The sequence below is a fragment of the Halobaculum halobium genome (assembly GCF_030127145.1).
GTDB classification, from domain to species: Archaea; Halobacteriota; Halobacteria; order Halobacteriales; family Haloferacaceae; genus Halobaculum; species Halobaculum halobium.
In genome coordinates this window covers 1,687,742-1,706,895 of sequence record NZ_CP126158.1, presented here as the reverse complement: position 1 = coordinate 1,706,895, position 19,154 = coordinate 1,687,742, and the positions used below count along the sequence as shown (strand labels likewise).

Annotated in this window: 25 protein-coding genes; 17 read left to right on the top strand and 8 right to left on the bottom strand. The window is 71.0% G+C overall.

The features are described 5' to 3' along the window. Positions 1-28: 28 nt before the first annotated feature. The gene (locus P0Y41_RS08915; protein WP_284061008.1) at positions 29-1,195 is read right to left on the bottom strand and encodes a nucleoside recognition protein; all 1,167 of its coding nucleotides are present in this window, start codon (positions 1,193-1,195) and stop codon (positions 29-31) included. An 81-nt stretch (positions 1,196-1,276) separates the two neighbouring features. On the opposite strand from P0Y41_RS08915, the gene P0Y41_RS08910 reads away from it, so the two are divergent. Beyond that, complete coding sequence (locus tag P0Y41_RS08910; RefSeq protein WP_284061007.1) at positions 1,277-1,765, top strand: VIT1/CCC1 transporter family protein; 489 nt, start codon at positions 1,277-1,279, stop codon at positions 1,763-1,765. A gap of 31 nt (positions 1,766-1,796) precedes the next feature. On the opposite strand, the gene P0Y41_RS08905 is transcribed toward P0Y41_RS08910, so the two are convergent. Next, complete coding sequence (locus tag P0Y41_RS08905; protein ID WP_284061006.1) at positions 1,797-2,435, bottom strand: hypothetical protein; 639 nt, start codon at positions 2,433-2,435, stop codon at positions 1,797-1,799. A gap of 104 nt (positions 2,436-2,539) precedes the next feature. Here P0Y41_RS08905 and P0Y41_RS08900 point away from each other — a divergent pair, with 104 nt between their 5' ends. The 6 genes from P0Y41_RS08900 to ftsY all read left to right on the top strand — a co-directional run bounded on the left by P0Y41_RS08900 (position 2,540) and on the right by ftsY (position 5,526). Further along, the gene (locus P0Y41_RS08900) at positions 2,540-2,692 is read left to right on the top strand and encodes a 50S ribosomal protein L39e (RefSeq protein ID WP_073308560.1); all 153 of its coding nucleotides are present in this window, start codon (positions 2,540-2,542) and stop codon (positions 2,690-2,692) included. Then, positions 2,693-2,968: a 50S ribosomal protein L31e gene (locus P0Y41_RS08895; RefSeq protein WP_284061005.1), complete on the top strand. Its 276-nt coding sequence runs from the start codon at positions 2,693-2,695 to the stop codon at positions 2,966-2,968. It begins immediately after the preceding gene. A gap of 6 nt (positions 2,969-2,974) precedes the next feature. After that, positions 2,975-3,640, top strand: a complete 666-nt coding sequence (locus tag P0Y41_RS08890; protein WP_284061004.1) for a translation initiation factor IF-6 — start codon at positions 2,975-2,977, stop codon at positions 3,638-3,640. Positions 3,641-3,754: 114 nt separating this feature from the next. Next, positions 3,755-3,931, top strand: coding sequence for a 50S ribosomal protein L18Ae (rpl18a, locus tag P0Y41_RS08885; protein WP_159670216.1), 177 nt, complete (start codon positions 3,755-3,757; stop codon positions 3,929-3,931). Further along, on the top strand, positions 3,928-4,410 hold the full coding sequence (gene pfdA, locus P0Y41_RS08880; protein WP_284061003.1) for a prefoldin subunit alpha: 483 nt from the start codon (positions 3,928-3,930) through the stop codon (positions 4,408-4,410). Before rpl18a ends, pfdA begins: the two co-directional genes overlap by 4 nt. Positions 4,411-4,413: 3 nt before the next feature. Next, complete coding sequence (ftsY, locus tag P0Y41_RS08875) at positions 4,414-5,526, top strand: signal recognition particle-docking protein FtsY (protein WP_284061002.1); 1,113 nt, start codon at positions 4,414-4,416, stop codon at positions 5,524-5,526. Positions 5,527-5,648: 122 nt separating this feature from the next. On the opposite strand, the gene P0Y41_RS08870 is transcribed toward ftsY, so the two are convergent. Continuing rightward, positions 5,649-6,692, bottom strand: coding sequence for a THUMP domain-containing protein (locus P0Y41_RS08870; protein WP_284061001.1), 1,044 nt, complete (start codon positions 6,690-6,692; stop codon positions 5,649-5,651). 135 nt (positions 6,693-6,827) lie between these two features. Between P0Y41_RS08870 and P0Y41_RS08865 the strand changes: the two genes are divergently transcribed. Genes P0Y41_RS08865 through P0Y41_RS08855 form a run of 3 tightly spaced genes read left to right on the top strand, consistent with a single transcriptional unit; the run spans position 6,828 to position 8,716 of the window. Continuing rightward, positions 6,828-7,388 carry a TATA-box-binding protein gene (locus tag P0Y41_RS08865; RefSeq protein ID WP_284061000.1) on the top strand — a complete coding sequence of 187 codons (561 nt, stop codon included), beginning with the start codon at positions 6,828-6,830 and terminating at the stop codon, positions 7,386-7,388. 1 nt (position 7,389) lies between these two features. After that, positions 7,390-7,743, top strand: coding sequence for a DUF7473 family protein (locus tag P0Y41_RS08860; protein ID WP_284060999.1), 354 nt, complete (start codon positions 7,390-7,392; stop codon positions 7,741-7,743). 34 nt (positions 7,744-7,777) lie between these two features. Further along, entirely contained in the window at positions 7,778-8,716 is a 939-nt protein-coding gene (locus P0Y41_RS08855; RefSeq protein ID WP_284060998.1) for a CPBP family intramembrane glutamic endopeptidase, read from the top strand. 56 nt (positions 8,717-8,772) lie between these two features. On the opposite strand, the gene hisG is transcribed toward P0Y41_RS08855, so the two are convergent. Then, a complete protein-coding gene (gene hisG, locus P0Y41_RS08850) occupies positions 8,773-9,624 on the bottom strand; it encodes an ATP phosphoribosyltransferase (RefSeq protein ID WP_284060997.1) in 852 nt (283 codons plus the stop codon). Between the two features lie 122 nt (positions 9,625-9,746). On the opposite strand from hisG, the gene P0Y41_RS08845 reads away from it, so the two are divergent. Both P0Y41_RS08845 and P0Y41_RS08840 read left to right on the top strand, forming a co-directional pair. Continuing rightward, positions 9,747-10,931 (top strand): M48 family metalloprotease, encoded by a 1,185-nt coding sequence (locus P0Y41_RS08845; protein ID WP_284060996.1) that lies wholly within the window; start codon positions 9,747-9,749, stop codon positions 10,929-10,931. A gap of 45 nt (positions 10,932-10,976) precedes the next feature. Beyond that, the gene (locus P0Y41_RS08840) at positions 10,977-11,555 is read left to right on the top strand and encodes a DUF4382 domain-containing protein (protein ID WP_284060995.1); all 579 of its coding nucleotides are present in this window, start codon (positions 10,977-10,979) and stop codon (positions 11,553-11,555) included. Between the two features lie 33 nt (positions 11,556-11,588). On the opposite strand, the gene P0Y41_RS08835 is transcribed toward P0Y41_RS08840, so the two are convergent. After that, positions 11,589-12,239 carry a LysE family translocator gene (locus P0Y41_RS08835; RefSeq protein ID WP_284060994.1) on the bottom strand — a complete coding sequence of 217 codons (651 nt, stop codon included), beginning with the start codon at positions 12,237-12,239 and terminating at the stop codon, positions 11,589-11,591. Between the two features lie 217 nt (positions 12,240-12,456). On the opposite strand from P0Y41_RS08835, the gene P0Y41_RS08830 reads away from it, so the two are divergent. The 3 genes from P0Y41_RS08830 (at position 12,457) to P0Y41_RS08820 (ending at position 15,629) form a co-directional block, all read left to right on the top strand. Beyond that, complete coding sequence (locus tag P0Y41_RS08830) at positions 12,457-13,848, top strand: signal recognition particle protein Srp54 (protein ID WP_284060993.1); 1,392 nt, start codon at positions 12,457-12,459, stop codon at positions 13,846-13,848. Between the two features lie 95 nt (positions 13,849-13,943). Then, positions 13,944-14,264 (top strand): cupin domain-containing protein, encoded by a 321-nt coding sequence (locus P0Y41_RS08825; protein ID WP_284060992.1) that lies wholly within the window; start codon positions 13,944-13,946, stop codon positions 14,262-14,264. An 81-nt stretch (positions 14,265-14,345) separates the two neighbouring features. Continuing rightward, positions 14,346-15,629 carry an MFS transporter gene (locus tag P0Y41_RS08820; RefSeq protein ID WP_284060991.1) on the top strand — a complete coding sequence of 428 codons (1,284 nt, stop codon included), beginning with the start codon at positions 14,346-14,348 and terminating at the stop codon, positions 15,627-15,629. 48 nt (positions 15,630-15,677) lie between these two features. On the opposite strand, the gene surE is transcribed toward P0Y41_RS08820, so the two are convergent. Next, on the bottom strand, positions 15,678-16,613 hold the full coding sequence (gene surE, locus P0Y41_RS08815) for a 5'/3'-nucleotidase SurE (protein ID WP_284060990.1): 936 nt from the start codon (positions 16,611-16,613) through the stop codon (positions 15,678-15,680). Between the two features lie 95 nt (positions 16,614-16,708). Between surE and P0Y41_RS08810 the strand changes: the two genes are divergently transcribed. Next, complete coding sequence (locus tag P0Y41_RS08810; RefSeq protein WP_284060989.1) at positions 16,709-17,302, top strand: magnesium transporter; 594 nt, start codon at positions 16,709-16,711, stop codon at positions 17,300-17,302. Next, on the top strand, positions 17,303-17,860 hold the full coding sequence (locus P0Y41_RS08805; protein ID WP_284060988.1) for a magnesium transporter: 558 nt from the start codon (positions 17,303-17,305) through the stop codon (positions 17,858-17,860). A gap of 171 nt (positions 17,861-18,031) precedes the next feature. Here P0Y41_RS08805 and P0Y41_RS08800 read toward each other — a convergent pair whose 3' ends face one another. Together P0Y41_RS08800 and P0Y41_RS08795 are read right to left on the bottom strand one after the other, a co-directional pair. Continuing rightward, the gene (locus P0Y41_RS08800) at positions 18,032-18,454 is read right to left on the bottom strand and encodes an RNA-binding domain-containing protein (RefSeq protein ID WP_284060987.1); all 423 of its coding nucleotides are present in this window, start codon (positions 18,452-18,454) and stop codon (positions 18,032-18,034) included. Then, positions 18,451-19,053, bottom strand: a complete 603-nt coding sequence (locus P0Y41_RS08795) for an AAA family ATPase (RefSeq protein WP_284060986.1) — start codon at positions 19,051-19,053, stop codon at positions 18,451-18,453. The genes P0Y41_RS08800 and P0Y41_RS08795 overlap by 4 nt, the downstream gene beginning before the upstream one ends. Positions 19,054-19,154 lie beyond the last annotated feature (101 nt).

The following is a 19,154-nucleotide window of genomic DNA, read 5'->3' as shown; positions in this document are numbered from 1 at the left end:
GAGGGTACGCGGCCGGCGACGGAGGCGTTCACGCGAGGAACACGACCAGCGCGATCGAGATGAACACGATCTTCAGACCGGTGTTCACCGCGATCACCTTCGAGCCGAACTCCGGGCCCCAGACCCCGTACTGGAACGGGATCGACCGCTTGAACGTCGAGAACGCGAACGAGACGATCCCGCCGAGCAGCATCCCCGCGACCGCCTGCTCGGGCGTCAACGTCGAGCCGATCAGCGGCGCGAACGCCGCCGCCCCCGCCGTCGTGTCGAACACGAAGATCACGATCGCGGGCACGACCGCCGCCGGCAACCCGACGACCTCGGCGAACGGGCCGGCGACCTCGCTCGACAGCGCCTGGAGGTCCACGCGGGCCACGAGCACCGTCACGAGCACGTACACGAGCGCGAGGCGCGGCACGATCCGTCGCAGCGTCGACCACGTCGAGTCGGCGGCCGACTCGGCGCGCTCGCGCAACGACGCCCCGTCGTCCGTCTCGCCGGGCGTCGCGTCCGCCCTCTCGCCGGATGTCGCGTCCGCCGGTCGGTCCGCTCCCTCGTCTGCCGCCTCACCGGACGCCCCGCCGTCCGTCGCTTCCCGGAGCGTCTCGGGAGCCGGCCGGGAACTCGCTTCCCCGCGCAACAGCAGCGCGCCGGCGACCACGCCCGTCAGGGTGATCGCGAGCGCGATCGCACCGCGGGTGCCGACGTACAGCACTCCGGTTTCCCGGCCGAGGATCGGAATGATGACCGGGACGTAGAAGGTGAACAAGTGCTGCACGAAGCCGAAGAACGTGTTGATGACGACGGCGACCATCGTCGCCCGGTCCGACAGCCGGCCGGACTCGCGGAAGTCCGCGAGCATCCCGTAGCCCGCCGTCGTCGACGCCGCGGTCGTGACGATTGCGGTGCCGGCCTCGTCCGGGAGGTTCGCCGGTCCGGTGAGGTACCGCGAGAATCCCGCGATCCGCTCGACGATGCCGAACTCGACGGCGACGTTCGCGAGGAACACCCCGACGGCGATGAGGACCGCGATGCGGGCGACGCGGGCCAACGCGTCGGCGACGAGCGGGAGGAGCTCCACGAGGACTGAGCGGAAGTCCGCGACCGCGAGAACGCCCGCGGAGACTGCGACGCCGACGAGGTCCATGACCGCGTTCCGAGCGCGGACGGTAAGCCGGTTTCGCCGCGTTGGCACTCGCCCTCGCACCGCCGCGGAGGCGGCGTGCCACCGGCGCGGGCGGCGGGTTTATTTTGTCTGCCAGTAAATCCAGTGCGAATGCGCGGCCGAGGACGAACGAAGACGACGGTTCGGCATCGGGTGAGCGAGCCGGCGCTGACGGGACTCACCGCCGGCGCCGTCGTCGTTCCCGCCCCGCTGTTCGCTGCGGCCGTCGCCGTCGACGGCTGGACCGCCGGACTCGTGGGGCTCGCGGCGGCGATCGGCGTCGCGCTGTACGCGGCCCTCGCTGCCGCGGGAGACGACGACGGCGGGCTCTCAGCGGCCGACGACCCGGTCCGCCGGGCGGGGTTGGCCGGCGGCGGAGCGTTCCTCGCCGGCGCGCTCCCGTCGCTGGTGGTGCTCGCGGAGACGAGCTGGGGGTTCCCGCTCGCGGTCGCGCTCGTCGCCGCAGAGCTTGCGGTCGTCGGGAGCCTCCGCGTCCGGCTCGTCGGCGGCGACGTGCTGGAGACGGCCGTGCGCGTCGCGCTCGGCGGCGCGCTCGCGGCCGCCCTCGGCGCCGGGGTGGGGTCGCTCGCGGGGGTGTGAGCCGGACGGCTCCCCGCCGGGGCGCGCTCACCTACCGAACTTCCTCCACGCGCACGTCGTCGATGTAGTGGATCGCGTCCGCCTCCCAGACGACCGCGACGCCGATCGAGACGAAGAGTTCGTCGGGAAGGTCTCGCGGACGCCACGCGAAGCGGTACTCGTCCCACCCCGCAGCCCGGTGGAGCGGCTGTCTGAGTCCCCCGACCGCGGTCGGCGAGTCGGCGGTCGTAACCGTCTCCGGGGGCGGGAAGTCCTCCTCGGCCGCGGGCGGCTCGGGGGCGATCCGGACGGCGAGATTCCTGAGGACGTTGAAGCTCTCGGACTCGCTCCAGGCGTGAACCGACGCACGGAGCACGTCGGCGTCGATCCCGCTCGTGTCGATCGGTCGGGTCAACCAGGCGATCCCGTCGTCGTAGTCGCCCTCGGTGAACACCTCGACGCTGCGGGCGCCGGTGTGCGCCCGCTCCGTCGACGGCGATATCGACCACCCGAACTCCTCGACGGGAACCTCGGGCCCGATGGCGGCGTCAGTCGTCCACGCGTCGGTCCCGTCCTCGAAGGAGTCTGCGAGCGGCGGGGGAGAACGACGGCCGACGACGCAGCCGGCCAGCGATCCCAGCCCCGCGGCCGCGACCCCGCCGGCCGCGCGGAGCGCGTCGCGTCTGTGCACGGCCACGTCGTGTCGTTTTTGAGACAAAAATCCGCCGGCCCCCGGGACGAGAGCGGCCCGGATGGACAGGGTTTTCCCTACCGGCGATGAATCTGCCGGATACCATGACCAAGAAATCCAAGGCGAAAAAGAAGCGCCTTGCCAAGCTGGAGCGGCAGAACAGCCGCGTGCCGGCGTGGGTGATGATGAAGACCGACATGGAAGTGACCCGCAACCCGAAGCGACGCCACTGGCGGCGCTCGGACACCGACGAGTAAATGAGCGCCAACGACTTCGAGGAGCGCGTCGTCACGATCCCGCTCCGCGAGGCGAAGCAGGCGCCGTCCCAGGAGCGCGGCGACAGGGCGATGTCGCTCATCCGGGCGCACCTGGCGAAGCACTTCTCGGTCGACGAGGGCGACGTCCGCCTCGACCCCGCGGTCAACGAGACCGTCTGGGAGCGCGGCCGGCAGAAGCCGCCGACCACGGTTCGCCTGCGCGCGGCTCGCTTCGACGAGGACGGCGACATCGTCGTCGAAGCGGAGCCGGCCTGATACGGCGTGCTTCGCGTTTCGTTCGCCGGGTCGTCGTACGTCGGTGTCTACGCGCACGCCGCCAGCGACTGCCTCGTCGTGCGACCCGACGTCGAGGACGACCTCAGCGATCAACTCGCCGACGAGTTCGGCGTCGACGTGCTCCGCACGACCGTCGGTGGCTCCGGCACGGTCGGCGCACTCACCGCGGGCAACGAGAACGGGACGCTCGTCTCCCGACAGGCGACCGACCGCGAGATCGACGCGATCCGCGAGGCGACCGACGACCCCGTCGAACGCCTTCCCGGGACGCTCAACGCCGCCGGCAACGTCGTGCTCGCCAACGACTACGGCGCGTACGTCCACCCCGATCTCACCGACGAGGCCGTCGACACCGTCTCGGAGACGCTCGACGTGCCCGTCGAACGCGGCTCGCTCGGCGGCGTCAACACCGTCGGCACCGCCGCAGTCGCCAACAACACCGGCGTGCTGTGCCACCCTCACAGCGAGGAGCCGGAGTTGGAGGAACTTGAAGAGCACCTCGACGTGTACGCCGATCTGGGCACCGTCAACTACGGCGCGCCGCTGGTCGGGTCGGGGCTGCTCGCCAACGACGGCGGGTACGCCGTCGGCGGAGACACGACCGGTCCCGAGTTAGGTCGGATCGACGATACGCTCGGGTTCATCGACTGACTCGCAGTTCTCGCGGACGGCCGCTCGCCCGGGCGGCCGTCGTCGCGGGCGTCAGTCGGCCTCGGGGTCCCGAGTCGGAAGGTACTTCCCGCTCCCGAGCGGTTTTTCGGGCACATGAGCCAGTTCACTGTTAGCGGCGAGTTCCAAGCCCGAGACGGGATGCAGGCGTTCACCCGCTCGATCGACGCCGTCAACGAGAACGTCGCGCGCGAGCACGTCCTCTCGAAGTTCGGCGCCGAGCACAACCTAAATCGCACCCAGATCGAGATCGGCGAGGTGGTCGCCGAATGAGCCTCGGTGGCGGCGGTCAGGGTCAGCAGCAGCTCCAGCAGATCTCCCAGGAGATCCAGGCGATCGAAGACGAGATCGCGGAACTGGAGAGCGAGGTCGACGCCCTCCAGCAGGAGCAGCGTGAGATGGACGAGGCGATCGACGCGATCGGGCAGATCGAGACCGGGTCGACGGTGCAGGTGCCGCTGGGCGGGGGGGCGTACGTCCGTGCCGAGGTACAGGACCTCGACGAGATCATCGTGAGCCTCGGCGGCGACTACGCCGCCGAGCTCGAGGAGGGTGACGCCGTCGACGCGCTCGAGGACCGCAAGGACGCCATCGACAAGCAGATCGACACCGTCAGCGAGGAGAAGGCCGACCTCGAAGCCGAGAGCCAGCAGCTCGAACAGCAGGCTCAGCAGATGCAACAGCAGATGCAGCAACAGCAGATGCAGCAGATGCAGCAGATGGCCGACGAGGGCGGCGACGGGGACGAGTAAGGAATGTTCGACGGCCTGAAGGACAAGCTCTCCTCCTTCCGCGAGGACGCGGCAGAGGAGGTCGAAGAGAAGGCCGAGGAGGCCGAGACCGAGGCTGACGCGGACGCGACCGCCGACGCCGAAGCGGCCCCCGATCCGGAGACCGAGCGGGGATCAGACGCGTCCGACGGAGACGCGACAGCGAGCGACGCTGCCGCGGCCGACGACGCAGGCGAGGACTCGGGCCCGGGTCGCCTCAAGCGCGCCGCGGCGTTCGCGACCGGGAAAGTCATCGTCGAGGAGGAAGACCTCGAGGAGCCCCTTCAGGACCTGGAGCTCGCACTGCTGTCCAGCGACGTGGAAATGAGCGTCGCCGACCGCATCCTCGACACCGTCCGCGAGAAGATGATCGGCGAGACGCGCGCGCAAGTCGAAACGACCGACCAGCTCGTCACCGAGGCGCTCCACGACGCGCTGTTGGACGTGATCAGCGTCGGACAGTTCGACTTCGAGGAGCGGATCGCCGAGGCGGACAAGCCCGTCACTATCGTCTTCACCGGGGTCAACGGCGTCGGCAAGACCACGAGCATCGCGAAGCTCTCCGAGTGGCTCGCAGAGCGCGGCTACTCGTCGGTGCTCGCGAACGGCGACACCTACCGCGCGGGCGCGAACGAGCAGATCCGCGAGCACGCCGAGGCGCTCGACCGGAAGCTCATCGCCCACGAGCAGGGCGGCGACCCGGCCGCCGTCATCTACGACGGCGTCGAGTACGCCGAGGCCAACGACATCGACGTGGTGCTGGGCGACACCGCCGGCCGCCTCCACACCAGCAACGACCTGATGGCGCAACTGGAGAAGATCGACCGCGTCGTCGACCCCGACCTCACGCTCTTCGTCGACGAGGCGGTCGCCGGCCAGGACGCCGTCAAGCGCGCCCAGGAGTTCAACGACGCGGCCGCGATCGACGGCACCGTCCTCACGAAGGCCGACGCCGACTCCTCCGGCGGCGCCGCTATCTCCATCGCGTACGTGACCGGCAGGCCGATCCTCTTTCTCGGCGTCGGGCAGGGGTACGACGACATCGAGCTGTTCGACCCCGAGGAACTGGTCGACGAGCTGCTCGGCGAGACCGAGTAGGTCGGCGCCGGCGCCGTCGCCGGTTCTCGCGCCGAGTTCCGTTCCGATGAGTTCGTCTCGAGGGCGACTCGGCCGTCTCCTCGCGTTGCTGCGCCAGTTCTCTTCGCAGTCTCTTCGCGGCCTCAGGACCGATCCAACACGTGGACGTGTCGAACCAGGCTCCGGTGGACCCGTCGCTCGAAGGATTCGGTGACGCGCCAGCCCGCGTCGACCGCGGCCTCGCGCCACGAGCGGTCGGCGATCAGGACACCCCGCGGCGCGACCCGCGCGGCCTCAGCGAGCGCGTCACTCACGAGGTCGTCGAGGCTGTGGCGTGCGATCTTCGACTGCCGGCCGTACGGCGCGTCGAACACGACGCCGTCGACGGCGTCGCCCCGGAGCGCGAGCCGGGTTGCGTCGCCGCGGATCACGTCGAACCCGCCGGGATCGTCGACGACGGTGCCGCCGGGATCGCCGCTCGCGGGCGTCGACGGTCCAGCAGTCCCGTCAAGGTAGTGGCCGAGGTTCTCGCGGGCGCCGCTGACCATCTTCGACTGCGCGTCGTTGCCGACCACGTCGCCGCCGACGAGGCCGGCCTCGATGAGCACGCCGCCGGTCCCGCACATCGGGTCGAGGACCCGTGTTCCCGGGCCGGCGCCCGCGAGGTTGGCGTACGCGCGGGCGTCCATCGGGGCCATGCTCCCCGGCTGAAAGAACGGCCGGTCGGTCGGTCGTCGCGTCGAGAAATCCCGGAGGGACTCGGCGACGACCCAGCCGACGAGGCAGGTGTCGCCCGCGAACAGCACGCGGAGGGTGTGGTCCGGGTCGTCGAGGTCCACGTCGAAGCCGCGCGCGACGAGCGCGCTCCCGCACTCGCGCTCGACCTCGCTCGTCGAGACGGGGACGTCCGCGCTGTCGCGGAGCACGCGTGCGCGGACCGCAACGGTCCCGTCCCGCTCGACGCTCGCCGCCTCGACGACGGCGCGCGCGCTCTGCGGGTCCGCGTCTGCCCGGCCGAGCAGGTCGAGCGCGCGCCTGGTGTACGCCAGCCCGCGCACGCGGTCCGGGTCGACCGCGTCGGCGACCGCCAGCCCCGGGGCGACGCGGTCGACTCCGGTCGCGGCGGCGACGCCCGCCTCCAGCGCCGCGAACCGGTCCTCGTCGCCGACGAATTCAAGCCCGTACACGGGCGGGTGTCCGGCGCCGCACCGCTTGAACGCACGGATTCGAGCCGGTAGCGGTGACCCCCGAACTCGCGGAACGAATGCCCAGCAAGCGGTGCGGTACTACTTTATCCGTTTAAACCGTCGTTTTGTGTAAGAATGGCTGACCCCACGGAGTCGATCAACATCGAGAACGTCGTCGCGTCAACGGGGATCGATCAGGAGCTGGACCTCCAGACGGTCGCCATGGACCTCGAGGGGGCGGACTACGACCCCGAGCAGTTCCCGGGGCTGGTGTACCGGACCGCCGACCCCAAGAGCGCCGCGCTGATCTTCCGCTCGGGGAAGATCGTCTGTACGGGCGCGAAGTCCACCGACGCCGTCCACGAGGCGCTCCACATGGTGTTCGACGAACTGCGCGCGCTGGAGATCCCGATCGAGGACGACCCGGAGATCACCGTCCAGAACATCGTCACCTCCGCGGACCTGGGCACCGACCTGAACCTGAACGCGATCGCCATCGGGCTCGGCCTCGAAAACATCGAGTACGAGCCCGAGCAGTTCCCGGGGCTCGTCTACCGGATCGACGACCCCGACGTCGTGGCGCTGTTGTTCGGCTCCGGCAAGCTCGTCATCACGGGCGGGAAGCGACCTGCCGACGCCGAGGCGGCCGTCCGCGTCATCTCCGACCGACTCTCGGAACTGGGGCTGCTCGGGTAACGTGCTGCTGCAGTTGTCTGCGCTCGGTGTCGTCGCCGGGTTCGCCCTCATCGCGGTGCTGTCGACGTTGCTGGCCAACACTGCCGCCTACTTCGTCCTCGGCGGCGAGGCCGAGCTCAGGCAGGCGGTCCCCCCGGGAATCGCGATGGCACTCGTGGGGCTGTCTGCGGCCGTGTTGCCGACGGCCGCGGTCATCGCCATCGCGCTCGTCGTGGACTTCGTGGTGGTGCGGCTCGCGTACGGACTGAACCGCCGCGGAACCGCGATGATCACTGCGATGCACTACGCGCTCACGATCCTCGCGGCGTACGGCGTCAACAGCGTGCTCGCGATCTACCAGACCGCGCCCGTCTGAGAACCGTGTCCGTCGCTTCTCTCCTCCAGCGCTCGTGACCGACGTCCGCTCGCTCCTCGGCTCGATCGTCTGGAACGACGCCGAGCGCCGGCCGCGCGCGCCGGTCCGGCTCGTCGTCGCCCTCCTGGCGATCCTCGTCGCGCTCGTCGCCGGCGGTGTCGCCGCCGCCGTTCTCGGACTGCCAGTCCCGCTGTCGACCGTGCTCCCGATGCTGGCGGTGGCCGCGGCGACGCTGCTGGCCGCGCGATATGTCGATCGACGAACGATCGCGGACTTGGGGCTGCGAGCGGAGTCGGGGACGTTCCCGGATCTCGCGGCCGGACTCGCGCTCGGCGTCCTCCTCCAAGCCGGTATCGCTGTCGCGGGGGTGGCGGCCGGCTGGTTCCGCGTCGCGGACACGTTCGTCGGCACGGCCGCGGGGTTCGGGTCGGTCCTGTTTGTGTTCCTCGTCGTGGGAGTGTACGAAGAGCTCGTCTCGCGGGGACTGCTGCTCGTCAACGTCGCCGAGGGGCTCCGGTTCGCCGGCGAGCGCGTCGCCGTCGGGGGAGCACTCGCCGCGTCCGCGGCGGTCTTCGGCCTGCTGCACGCGGGCAACCCCGGCGCCTCGGTCGCCTCGACGGTCGGTATCACGCTCGCGGGGGCGTTCCTCGGCGTCGGCTTCGTCCTCACCGGGCGGCTCTCGTTCCCGGTCGGCGTGCACATCTCGTGGAACGCCGCGCAGGGACTGCTGTTCGGCTTCCCCGTCAGCGGCCTCGGCATCGAGGCGGCCGTCGTCGACCTCGAATCGACCGGGCCGACCCTGGCGACCGGCGGGTCGTTCGGACCGGAGGCCGGGCTGCTCGGGATGGGCGCGATCCTCGTCGGTACCCTCGCGACGGTCGCGTGGGTTCGCTATCGCGAGGGCGACGGCGGACTCGGCGTCGACTCCCGAGTGACGACGCCGACGCTTCGCCGGCGAGAGCGAGACGCGTAGAAGGCGGGCGTGACGCGAGCGGGCGAACGCGGAGCGAGCCCAGGGGGGACGCAACGCTACTCGACGAGCCGTTCGATCTCGGTGACGAGGATGTCGCTCGCGCCGACGCGTTTGAGCTCGTCGATGACCTCGAACACCGCGCGCTCGTCGACGACCGCGTGGACGGCGACGTGTTCGGTGTCGCCGTCGGCCACGTCCATCACCGTCGGGCCGCCCATGCCGGGGAGCACGGCTTTCACGTCGTCGAGCGCGTCGCGCGGGGCGTTCATCATCAGGTAGCGTTTGTCCTCGGCGGCGATCACCGAGCCGAACGCGGTGGCGACCTGCTGGACCTTCTCCTCGTCGGCCACGTCGGCGCGGGCGAACAGCCGGACCGACGAGGCGAGCACCTCGTCGACGATCGCGAGGCGGTTCACCTGCAGCGTGGTTCCGGTGGAGGTGATGTCGACGATGGCGTCGGCCATGTCGACGTGCGGGGTGAGCTCGGTCGCCCCCGTCACCTCGACCACCTCGCAGTCGATCCCCTTTCGATCGAAGTAGTCCCGGGTGATCCGGGGGAACTCGGTGGCGACCGTTCGACCGGCCACGTCCGCGGGCTCGGTGATGTCGCCGTCCTCGGGCGCCGCGAGGACGAGCCGACAGCGGCCGTACTCCAGGTCGAGCAGGTCGACGAGGTCCTGGCCCGATTCGCGCGCTTGGTCCAGCCCCGTGATGCCCACGTCGGCGGCGCCGTCGGCGACGTACTCCGGGATGTCGGCCGCACGCGCGAACAGCACGGACACCTCGGGGTCGACCGTGTCGGCGTACAGCTGTCGGTCGGCGGTGTTCTCGATGTGCAGGCCGGCGCGTTCGAGCAGGTCGATCGTCGGCTCGTGCAGGCGCCCCTTGTTGGGCACGGCGATGCGCATAGCGGGAGGACGGCGGGCCCGTCCTTGAGTCCGTCGGGGGCGCCGCGGGACCGCGGTCGCGACAGCCGCGGGGAAGCCGACGGTGCGGCACGGTTTTCAGCTGGGCGGCAGGATCGGTCCGCATGGTCCCCATCCAGTCCGGAGCCGCGTCCTCCGCGCCCGAGCTCGCTCCCCCACTGGCGTTCTGGCTCCTCCTGTGTCTGCTCGCGCTCGTCGGCGGCGCAGTCGGCAGCGCCGTCGCGCGCCGCCTCTCGAACCCCGTCCGGAAGTACCGGCTGCTGTACGTCGGCGCCGTGCTCCCGTTCGGGCTGTTCGCGTACGGCCTCCTGTCGATCCTCGATCTCGGCGCGGCCGTTCGCGCCGCACTCGTCGGCACAGCGACCGGCACCGCCGCGGTTGACGTGTTTTTCGCGGAGCTTCTGACGATGACGGCGGCCGGCGTCGTCTCGCTCGTCGCCTACGCGCCGACGATACGCGGCGTTCGCGTCGTTCGCGACATCGACCTCGGAACCGGCCGGGCGGTCCTCCAGATGGCCCGGTGGCTGCTCGGCGTGAGCGTCGCGTTCGCGCTCGCGTTCACGCCGTTCCGGGTCGGCGTCGATTCGGGCGTCTCGACGGTCGTCATCGCGGTCGGGGTCGTCACGCTCGTGGTCGGCGTGCTCGCGGCGTCGCCGTGGTTGGTCGCGGCGCTTCGGTCGACAGAGCGACCCGTCGGCGACGACGTCGCGCGGATCGACCGCCTCCGCGAGCGCGCCGAGCTCCGCGACGATCTCATCCGCGGCGTTCGCGTGCTCGACACCGACGAGGAGGAGACCGCGAACGCGTTCGTCCGTGGCCTCGGCCCGACCCGGCGGCTGTTCGTGACGAGCACGTTCCTCGACGCTTTCGACGACGAGACCGCCGCCGCGCTGCTCGGGGTGCAGGCCGGTCGGGTCCGGTCGCGAGCGCTCGCCCGTCGGATGGGCGCGGTCGTCGCCGCCGCGGTACCGCTGCTCGTCGCATTCGGCGCCGAGGCACCGACCGCCCCGCTCGTCGCCGTCGCCGGCGTCGCCCTCGTCGGCGGGCTGTGGTACGCTCGGCGTGGGATCGTCGCCGCCGACGACCACGCGGCCGGTCTACTCGGCGCCGACGCCGTCGCCGACGCGTTGGAGCGGTACGCCGACTGCCACGCGATGGAACCGTCGCGGCGGCGTGTGCCGAACCCGCTGTCGGCGAACGTCCCGCTGGGCGACCGGATCGACCGCCTTCGGGCCCGGTCGGACGGACGAGCTCCCGCGGGCGGCGACGGAGACCCCTACGCGAACTGATCGGTGGCCACCAAGCACTTTCCGGACGCTGGTTTTTTGTACGCTGTGAACCGACGAGAGTATCTCCGGTCGGCGGCCGGTCTCGCCGCGGTGGGGACGGTCGGCCTGGCCGGGTGTATGGGGGGATCGGGCGGAACGGGGACGTTGGCGACACACGTGAGCGACCAGCCGGGCGACATCGGCGACTTCGAATCGCTCGTGGTGACGGTGTCGGAGGTGCGGATCCAGCCCGCTGACGGCGATCTGATCACGGAGTCCGTCGACGACGTGACGGCGGACCTGACGAATCTCCAGGGCGACAAGCAGAAGCTCGTCGCGCAGTCGGAACTGGAGCCGGGCGAGTACGAACACGTCCACCTCGGCATTTCGAACGTCGAGGGGACGCTGTCGGACGGGAGCGACGCGGCCGTCGACACCGCCGGCGAGGCGGGGCTGAAGTTCCAGACGTTCGTCGTCGACGGTGAGGAGTCAGAGACGTTCGAGATCCGAAGCGACGAGACGACCTCCTTCACCGCGGACTTCACGCCGGTCAAGCAGGGCGGCTCCGGCAGTTACGTCCTCCGGCCGGTCGCCGACGAAGTGACCGTCGCCTACGAGGAGGTCACGGCGACGACCTCCGCGTAGGCAGCGACCGCCGCGGCGACCGCGACCCGATTTTCACGCGACTCGCGCGACCAGCGCCGCAGCCAGCGCGACGAGGACGCCGGCGGACGCGACCCGGACCGCCCGGGCGCTCCGGCCAGTCAGGAGTGCGCCGATCCGTCCCGCGAGCGCGCCGACGGCACCGAGATACGCGACGGTGAGCAGGGCGTACACGACGCCGAGGGCGAGCATCGTCGCCGGCTCCCCCTCGCCGGCGAAGCCGGGGAGGAACGCAAGGAAGAACAGCGCGACCTTCGGGTTCGCGACGTTCGTGACGAGGCCGCGACGGAAGCCCGCCGCCGCGGTCCCCGCGTCGGCCCCGCCGTCGGCGCGCGACGGGGCGTCCGGCGTCGAGTCGGGGGACACCGACTCGAACCCGTCCCTGCGGAGGGTGTCGACCGCGAGCCAGCAGAGGTACGCCGCGCCCAGCAGCGTCACGGTCGTCGCGGCCGTCGGCAGCGCGCGATAGACCGCCGCCAGCCCCAGCGCCGCGGCGGCGGCGTGGACGAGGACGCCGACGGCGACCCCGCCGGCGGCGCCGACCCCCTCCGCGCGGGAGGCGAGCCCGCTGGTGAGAACGATCAGCGTGTCCTGTCCGGGAACGAGGATCAGCGCGCCCGCAGCGATGAAGTAAGCCGCGAGGGTAGCGGCGTCGAGCCCGAGCACGTCACCGGGTTCGCGGCGTCGGGTGAAGGAGGTTCGGTGCGAACCGAGGAGACTCGCATGGCGCGTGCAGCGGGACCCCCGACTGGACGGCCTCGAGAGCGTTCGAGATCGCCGGCGACACCGTCGCACGCAGAACACCGCACGGACCGCGGACGCGATGGCGGATCGAGGACAGGGAAGCCTTTACCGCACGGACCGATTATCTGGGCCAAGACCAATGGTACTCGACGACCTGGGGAGTTCCCTCCGGAGCACCATGGACTCGCTCCGCGGGAAGTCCCACATCGACGAGGACGACGTGCAGGAAGTCGTCAAGCAGATCCAGCGCTCGCTGTTGTCGGCCGACGTCGACGTCGACCTCGTGATGGAACTGTCGGACAGCATCAAGACGCGCGCGCTGGAGGAAGAGCCGCCCGGCGGCACGACCGCCCGCGACCACGTCCTCAAGATCGTCTACGAGGAGATGGTCGACCTCATCGGCGAGTCGACCGAGATCCCCCTCGAAGAGCAGACGATCATGCTCGCCGGCCTGCAGGGGTCGGGGAAGACGACGACGGCCGCCAAGATGGCGTGGTGGTTCTCGAAGAAGGGGCTGCGTCCGGCGGTCATCCAGACCGACACGTTCCGCCCCGGCGCCTACGACCAGGCCAAGCAGATGTCCGAGAACGCCGAAGTCGAGTTCTACGGCGACCCGGACAGCGACGACCCCGTCGAGATCGCCCGCGAGGGGCTGGAGGCGACGGCCGATGCCGACGTGCGCATCGTCGACACCGCCGGCCGCCACGCGCTCGAGGACGACCTCATCGCGGAGATCGAGCAGATCGACGACGCGGTGCAGCCAGACCGCTCGCTGCTCGTGCTCGACGCCGCGATCGGACAGGGAGCGAAGGATCAGGCCCGGCAGTTCGAGGAGTCGATCGGCATCGACGGCGTCGTCATCACGAAGCTCGACGGGACCGCGAAAGGCGGCGGCGCGCTGACGGCCGTCAACGAGACCGGGTCGTCGATCGCGTTCCTCGGCAGCGGGGAGACGGTGCAGGACATCGAGCGCTTCGAGCCGAACGGGTTCATCTCGCGGCTGCTCGGGATGGGCGACCTCAAGCAACTCTCCGAGCGCGTCGAGCGCGCGATGAGCGAGACCCAGGAGGAAGACGACTGGGACCCCGAGGACATGATGGAGGGGGAGTTCACCCTCAAGGACATGCGCAACCAGATGAAGGCGATGGACCGCATGGGCCCCCTCGACCAGGTGCTCGACATGATCCCCGGGCTCGGCGGGGGCATCATGGACCAGCTCCCCGACGACGCGATGGACGTGACCCAAGAGCGCATGCGGAGCTTCGAGATCGCGATGGACTCCATGACCGAGGAGGAGCTCGAAAACCCCGCCGTCATCAAGAGCGACCGCCTCGAACGGATCTCCCGCGGCTCGGGCGTCCCCGAGGAGCGCATCGAAGAGCTGCTCGAACAACACAGCATGATGAAGCGAACGATGGACCAGTTCGGGAACATGGGTGACGGCGACATGCAGCGCATGATGAAGAAGCTGCAACAGCAGGGCGGCGGGGGCGGAGGCGGCGGCATGGGCGGAATGGGCCCGTTCGGGTGAGACTCGCCACGCGGTCGCCCCGCCCGCAACTGGTGGCTTCGCCCGTCGCAGGAATAACCGTCAGTTACAGGGCGGTCACAGTTGGCTGGTAACACGTGTCGTACACCAGAGTCAACTACCGCGACGTGGAGCCGGCTGCGGGCGCGATGCATTTTCTGCGCGACCCGCTGGAGTGCGAGGAGGTCGGCGTCACGGTCGTCGACTGCGACCCCGGATGGACCGGGAAGGAACACGACCACGCAGAGCGCAACCACGAGGAGGTGTACCTCCTGATGGACGGGGAAGCGACCGTGACCGTCGACAACGAAGACATCCACATGGAGCCGGGCGACGCGATCCGGATCCCACCGGAGTCAACGCGGCAGATCCGCAACGGCGACGACGAGAGTACGTTGGTACTCGCCGGCGCGCCCTAGCGCCGGCGTCGGCTCCGGGGAACCGACGCGACCGACCGCTTCCGCTCGCCTTTTGCCCTCGACAGTCGTCCCCCGAAGCGAATGGGAACCGGCGCCGGATCGCGACTGCGCGCGCTCGCGGAGTACGACGTGCTCGCGCTCACGGCACTCATCTGGTTTCTCGCGAAGTTCCTCCGGTACGCGTTCCCGCCGCTGTTCCCCGTCTTCCGGGACTCGCTGGGCGTCTCCAGCGCGGTCCTCGGCGTCGCCTTCACCGCGATGTTGGCCGTCTACGCCGCGATGCAGTTCCCCAGCGGCGCGCTCGCCGACCGGATCGGCGCGCGGCGAGTCATCGTCGCCGGCGCGGTCGTCACCGGGCTCGGCGCGCTCGTGCTCGCGGTCCCCGTCCCCGAGCCGCTCGCGCTCGGCGTGCTCGTCGCCGGAATGCTGCTCGTCGGGCTCGGAACCGGCGTCCACAAGACCGTCGCCGTCCGGCTGCTCTCGCGGCTGTACCCCGGCCGCACCGGCCGGGCGTTGGGCGTCCTCGACACGCTCGGCGCCTTCGGCGGCGTCGCCGCGCCCGCCGCCGTCGTCGCGGTCGCCGGCGCGGCGGTCGCCGGCGTCACGCTCCCGTGGCTCGACTGGCACGCGCTGTTTCTCGCGGGCGCGGTCGCCGCCGGCGGGTTCGCGCTCCTGTTCGCCCGTACCGTGCCCGATCCGGGAGCGACCGACCTCGGCACGGCCGACGACGGGGCGAGCGACGGCGACGAAACGGACGACGCCGGCAAGACGACCGATGCCGACGGCAGGGGCGGCCTTCGTCGCTACGCGGCGTTGTTTCGCGAGCCAGCGTTCGCCGTCTTCGTGCTCGCGACGGTTTGCTTCTCGTTCACGTACAACGGTGCCGTCGCCTTCCTCCCCCTCTACCTGACTGACGCCGCGGGGCTGCCGGAGACGACCGCCTCGCTGCTGTACTCGGGACTGTTCGTCGTCTCGCTCGTCCAGTTGGTCACGGGCGACCTCTCGGACCGCGTCGGACGGCTCCCGGTGATCGCCGCGACGCTCGCGCTCGCGACGGCCGGCCTCCTCGCGTTGCTCTCGGTCTCGGGCGTCGTCGCCGTCGGCGCGGCGGTGGTCGCGTTCGGCCTCGGCTCGCACGGCTTCCGGCCCGTCCGTGGGGCGTACCTCGCGGCCGTCCTCCCCGAATCGTCGGCCGGCGGCGGCCTCGGCGCCGTTCGGACGCTGTTGATGGGCGCCGGCGCGTTCGCGCCCGCCGTCGTCGGCGGCGTCGCCGATGTGGCCGGGTTCCGCGCCGCCTTCGGCGTGCTCGCCGTCGCGCTGGTCGGGGCGCTGGGGCTCACGGGCGTCGTCGCGGTCGTCGAGTGACGGCAGGCCGGGTGCCGGCGTTCGGACGGCAGCGTTCGGGCGCGCGGGTCAGTCGTCGTCCGCAGCCGCCGCGGCCTCGCGTTCGGCGCGCCAGTCGCGGTTCACCGCGGCGACGAGGTCGTCGAGGCGCTCGGAGTGAACGGGTGTCTGGGGCACGCGCAGCGGGGAGACGCTCACGTCGCCGTCGACGACGGCCGCGCGGTCGGACCACGCCGGGTAGGAGTCGGCCACCTGTTCGAGCGTGGGGTGCCGGTCGCGCTGGTCGAGGCGCGCCCAGAAGTCCGACTCCAGGCGCCAGTCGCCGCCGTGGCGATCGCGCTCCTCGTCGGTCGCCTCGCGGACTGTCACGGCGTAGTCCTCGAGCGGTTCGGTGAGCCGGAGATCGGCCGGCGTCTCGGCGACAGGAGCGTTCACAGAGAGGTAATCAGCTGTCGCGAGGTCGGCGCTCGGGGAGCCGTCGTCCGAGCCTGCGTCGGGGGCGGCGTCGAAGCCGTCGTCCGCCGCGGCGCCGCCGCGGGCGAGCGCGTGTTCGGCGAGCAGGCGCGTCACCGTCGCGGGCGTCTCGAAGGTGAACTCGGCCGGCGGGAAGAACTCCTCGCGGTGGTACGCCGAGACGGCGAGCGCGGGCACGCCGAGGTAGGCGGCCTCGACGGCCGCGCCGACGGTGCCCGAGTGGCCCATGATGTACTCGCCGCAGTTCGGCCCGAGGTTGCAGCCGGAGACGACCAGATCGAAGTCCGTCGAAAGCGATCGGAGGGCGTAGGCGACGCAGTCGGCGGGAGTCCCGTGGACCCTGTGTCCCCACTCGTGGTCGTCGACGTCGACCGCGCGCGAGCGGGAACGACCCACTCCCGACTGGTCCTCGGCGGGCGCGACGACGGTCACGGTCGCGACGGCGCGCAGTTCCTCGTACAGCGCCGCGAGCCCGGCGGAGTCGACGCCGTCGTCGTTCGTCAGCAACACCTGCGCCTGCGAATCGGTCATTGGAGGTAGCTGGTCGCTCGCAACCAAGTGCGCGTCGGTCCCGCGGGGCGACAATGGCACCCGATTTTTGTCCTCGGGCGTCGTCGGTAGGCGCGATGGGGATCCGCGAGACGGCCGAAGAGGCGTACCGCGACGCGTTGCCGGCGCTCGCGACGAGCGCGGTCGGCGGACTGCTCGCGGGCGTCGTCCTCGGCGGCATGCGCGCGGAACTCCGGGCAATCGAGGGACTGCTCGTGCTCGTGCCTGCGCTGCTGGCGACTCGCGGGAGTGTGTTCGGGAGCTTCGGCGCTCGGATCTCCACCGGACTCCACCAGGGAGTCGTCGAACCGCGGGTCGATCTCGGCGACGAACGCCTGCGCGCAGCGGCGACAGCCGCGCTCGCAAACGGCGTGCTCGTGTCGCTCGTGGCCGCCGTACTCACCGTTTCGGCGCTGACGCTCCTCGGTAGCCCCGTCGCGCCATTACCGGTGATGCTCGGCGTCGCGCTGATCGCGAGCGTCCTTTCGGGGCTCGCGCTGACGGCCGTCGTCCTGCTGGTCGTGTTTGCGGGCTACCGTCGCGGGCACAACCCCGACACGTTCGTCGGGCCGGTGGTGACGACCACCGGCGACGTGGCCGGCGTGTTCTTCCTACTGGTCGCGGCGCGGACCGTGCTCGCGCTGGTGGCCGCGCTCGGAGGTGGGGCGTAGGTGCCGACCGAGTGGTCGGTCCGCGCGATCACCCGCGCGATGCTGCCGGTGTTGCTCGTGCTCGCCTTCGTCGAGTTGGGATCGGGACTGGTGCTCGGCTCGCTGGAGGACCGACTGCTCGCGTCGCCGTCGCTGCTCGTGCTCGTGCCGGTCACGATCGGCACCGCGGGCAACCTCGGCTCGATCTTGGCGGCGCGGCTCTCGACGGCGTTCCACCTCGGGACGCTCTCGTTCGACCCGACTGACGACGGACTCGCGGGCAACGCGCTCGCGACCGTCGCGCTCGCGGTCACGCTGTTCCCGGTCATCGGCCTCGGCGCGTGGGCGCTGGCGGCGCTCGTCGGGGAGACGACGCTGGCGCCGGGAACGGTGCTCGTGGTCGCGCTGGCGGCCGGGGTCGCGCTCGCCGTACTTGCGGTCGCGGTGACGCTCGCGACGACGTACGCGGCCTACCGCCTCTCGCTCGATCCAGACGACGTGGTCATTCCCGTCGTCACGAACGTCTGCGACGTGCTCGGCGTGGTGGTGCTGTTCGCGGCAGTGCTCGTGTTCACGTGACCCGGACCCGGGGACGCGGCGACGGCGGCGGCGACGTCGTGGTACACCTCGTCGAACACGCTAACCGCCGCGTGCGCGCGAAAAGCTCAGACCCCAGTTTGACGCGGGGGATCAGGGGCGAACCGGGTTGCGTCCGGGCGCCCAGCGCCGGCCCGAACCGCGGCCGGGCGGTCAGCGACGGTCCGGGTCGACGGGGGCGCCGTCCTCCGTCGGCGGCGCGAGGTGGTCGACGTACTCCTCGACCGACGGGGACCGGACGGTCACATCGACGGAGATGTCGCCCAGTTCGTCGGGCTCGCCGACGGCGAAGTTGACGACCCCCTGGAAGGCCGCCTGTTTCTTCAGGCTGAAGGTGAAGCCGCCGTCGGTTCGGTTGCGCTCGAACTCCCGGCGCGCGGTGTCGAGAATCTCCTGCTCGTGGAGCCTGTCGGAGAAGTCGTCGAGCGAGTGCGTCTCGGCGACGAGCAGCCCAGGCTCGGAGACGAACTCCGCGGCGGGGAACAGCGCCTCGACAGCGTCGCGGACGCGGTCGGTCACTTCGGTGTCGTGTACCGGGGCCTCGATCCGCGCGTCGACGCTGTAGACGGTCGTCACTTCTCCACCCCCGTCGGATCTGCGGTGGCCGCGGCGTCGGCGTCGCTGCCGGCGTCCCCGTGCAGCACCGCGCGAACGCGATCGCGGAACGACGCGAGCGAGTCCGTGTTTTCGATTGTCACGTCGGCGGCGTCGATGACCTCGTCCATCCCGAACTCACGCTCGCGTTCCTCGCGGTCGCGCAGTGCCTCGGCGTCGACGTCGGAGTCGTCGCGGCCGCGTTCGCCCAACCGCTCGGCACGCAGGTCGAACGGCGCGGTGATGGCGACGAGCGTGAAGTCGTCGCCGAAGCGCTCGCGAAAGCGCTCCAACTCGACGGGCGCGCGCAGCCCGTCGACGAGCACGGTGCCGGCGTCTTCCGGGGCCGTTTCGTCCTCGATCAGCGGGATAGAGCGCTCAGCGATGGCCGCGGGGCCGTTCTCCTCGCGAAGCGCGCGGGCGATCGCGCCGTGGTGTTCAGCGGGGTCGAGCCCGCGGTCGCGACACTCCGCGCGGATGACGTCCCCCATTGTGACCACGGGGACGCCGTCCTTCTCGGCGACCGCGGCGGCCTCGCCTTTCCCGCTGCCGGGCAGGCCGACCGTTCCGATGACTCGCATCACCGTCCGTTCGCCGCTGGTCGGATTAAAGCCTGCGAGACGGCCGACGCCGATCGGTGGTTCCCCCGCGGGCGAGCGCACCCACCCAGGACCGCGCCGCT

Coding starts and splice junctions, on each gene's coding strand:
- P0Y41_RS08910 (WP_284061007.1), top strand. CDS start 1,277: ATGCGCGGCCGAGGACGAACGAAGACGACGGTTCGGCATCGGGTGAGC.
- P0Y41_RS08900 (WP_073308560.1), top strand. CDS start 2,540: ATGACCAAGAAATCCAAGGCGAAAAAGAAGCGCCTTGCCAAGCTGGAG.
- P0Y41_RS08895 (WP_284061005.1), top strand. CDS start 2,693: ATGAGCGCCAACGACTTCGAGGAGCGCGTCGTCACGATCCCGCTCCGC.
- rpl18a (WP_159670216.1), top strand. CDS start 3,755: ATGAGCCAGTTCACTGTTAGCGGCGAGTTCCAAGCCCGAGACGGGATG.
- pfdA (WP_284061003.1), top strand. CDS start 3,928: ATGAGCCTCGGTGGCGGCGGTCAGGGTCAGCAGCAGCTCCAGCAGATC.
- ftsY (WP_284061002.1), top strand. CDS start 4,414: ATGTTCGACGGCCTGAAGGACAAGCTCTCCTCCTTCCGCGAGGACGCG.
- P0Y41_RS08865 (WP_284061000.1), top strand. CDS start 6,828: ATGGCTGACCCCACGGAGTCGATCAACATCGAGAACGTCGTCGCGTCA.
- hisG (WP_284060997.1), bottom strand. CDS start 9,624: ATGCGCATCGCCGTGCCCAACAAGGGGCGCCTGCACGAGCCGACGATC.
- P0Y41_RS08845 (WP_284060996.1), top strand. CDS start 9,747: ATGGTCCCCATCCAGTCCGGAGCCGCGTCCTCCGCGCCCGAGCTCGCT.
- P0Y41_RS08830 (WP_284060993.1), top strand. CDS start 12,457: ATGGTACTCGACGACCTGGGGAGTTCCCTCCGGAGCACCATGGACTCG.
- P0Y41_RS08820 (WP_284060991.1), top strand. CDS start 14,346: ATGGGAACCGGCGCCGGATCGCGACTGCGCGCGCTCGCGGAGTACGAC.
- surE (WP_284060990.1), bottom strand. CDS start 16,613: ATGACCGATTCGCAGGCGCAGGTGTTGCTGACGAACGACGACGGCGTC.
- P0Y41_RS08810 (WP_284060989.1), top strand. CDS start 16,709: ATGGGGATCCGCGAGACGGCCGAAGAGGCGTACCGCGACGCGTTGCCG.
- P0Y41_RS08795 (WP_284060986.1), bottom strand. CDS start 19,053: ATGCGAGTCATCGGAACGGTCGGCCTGCCCGGCAGCGGGAAAGGCGAG.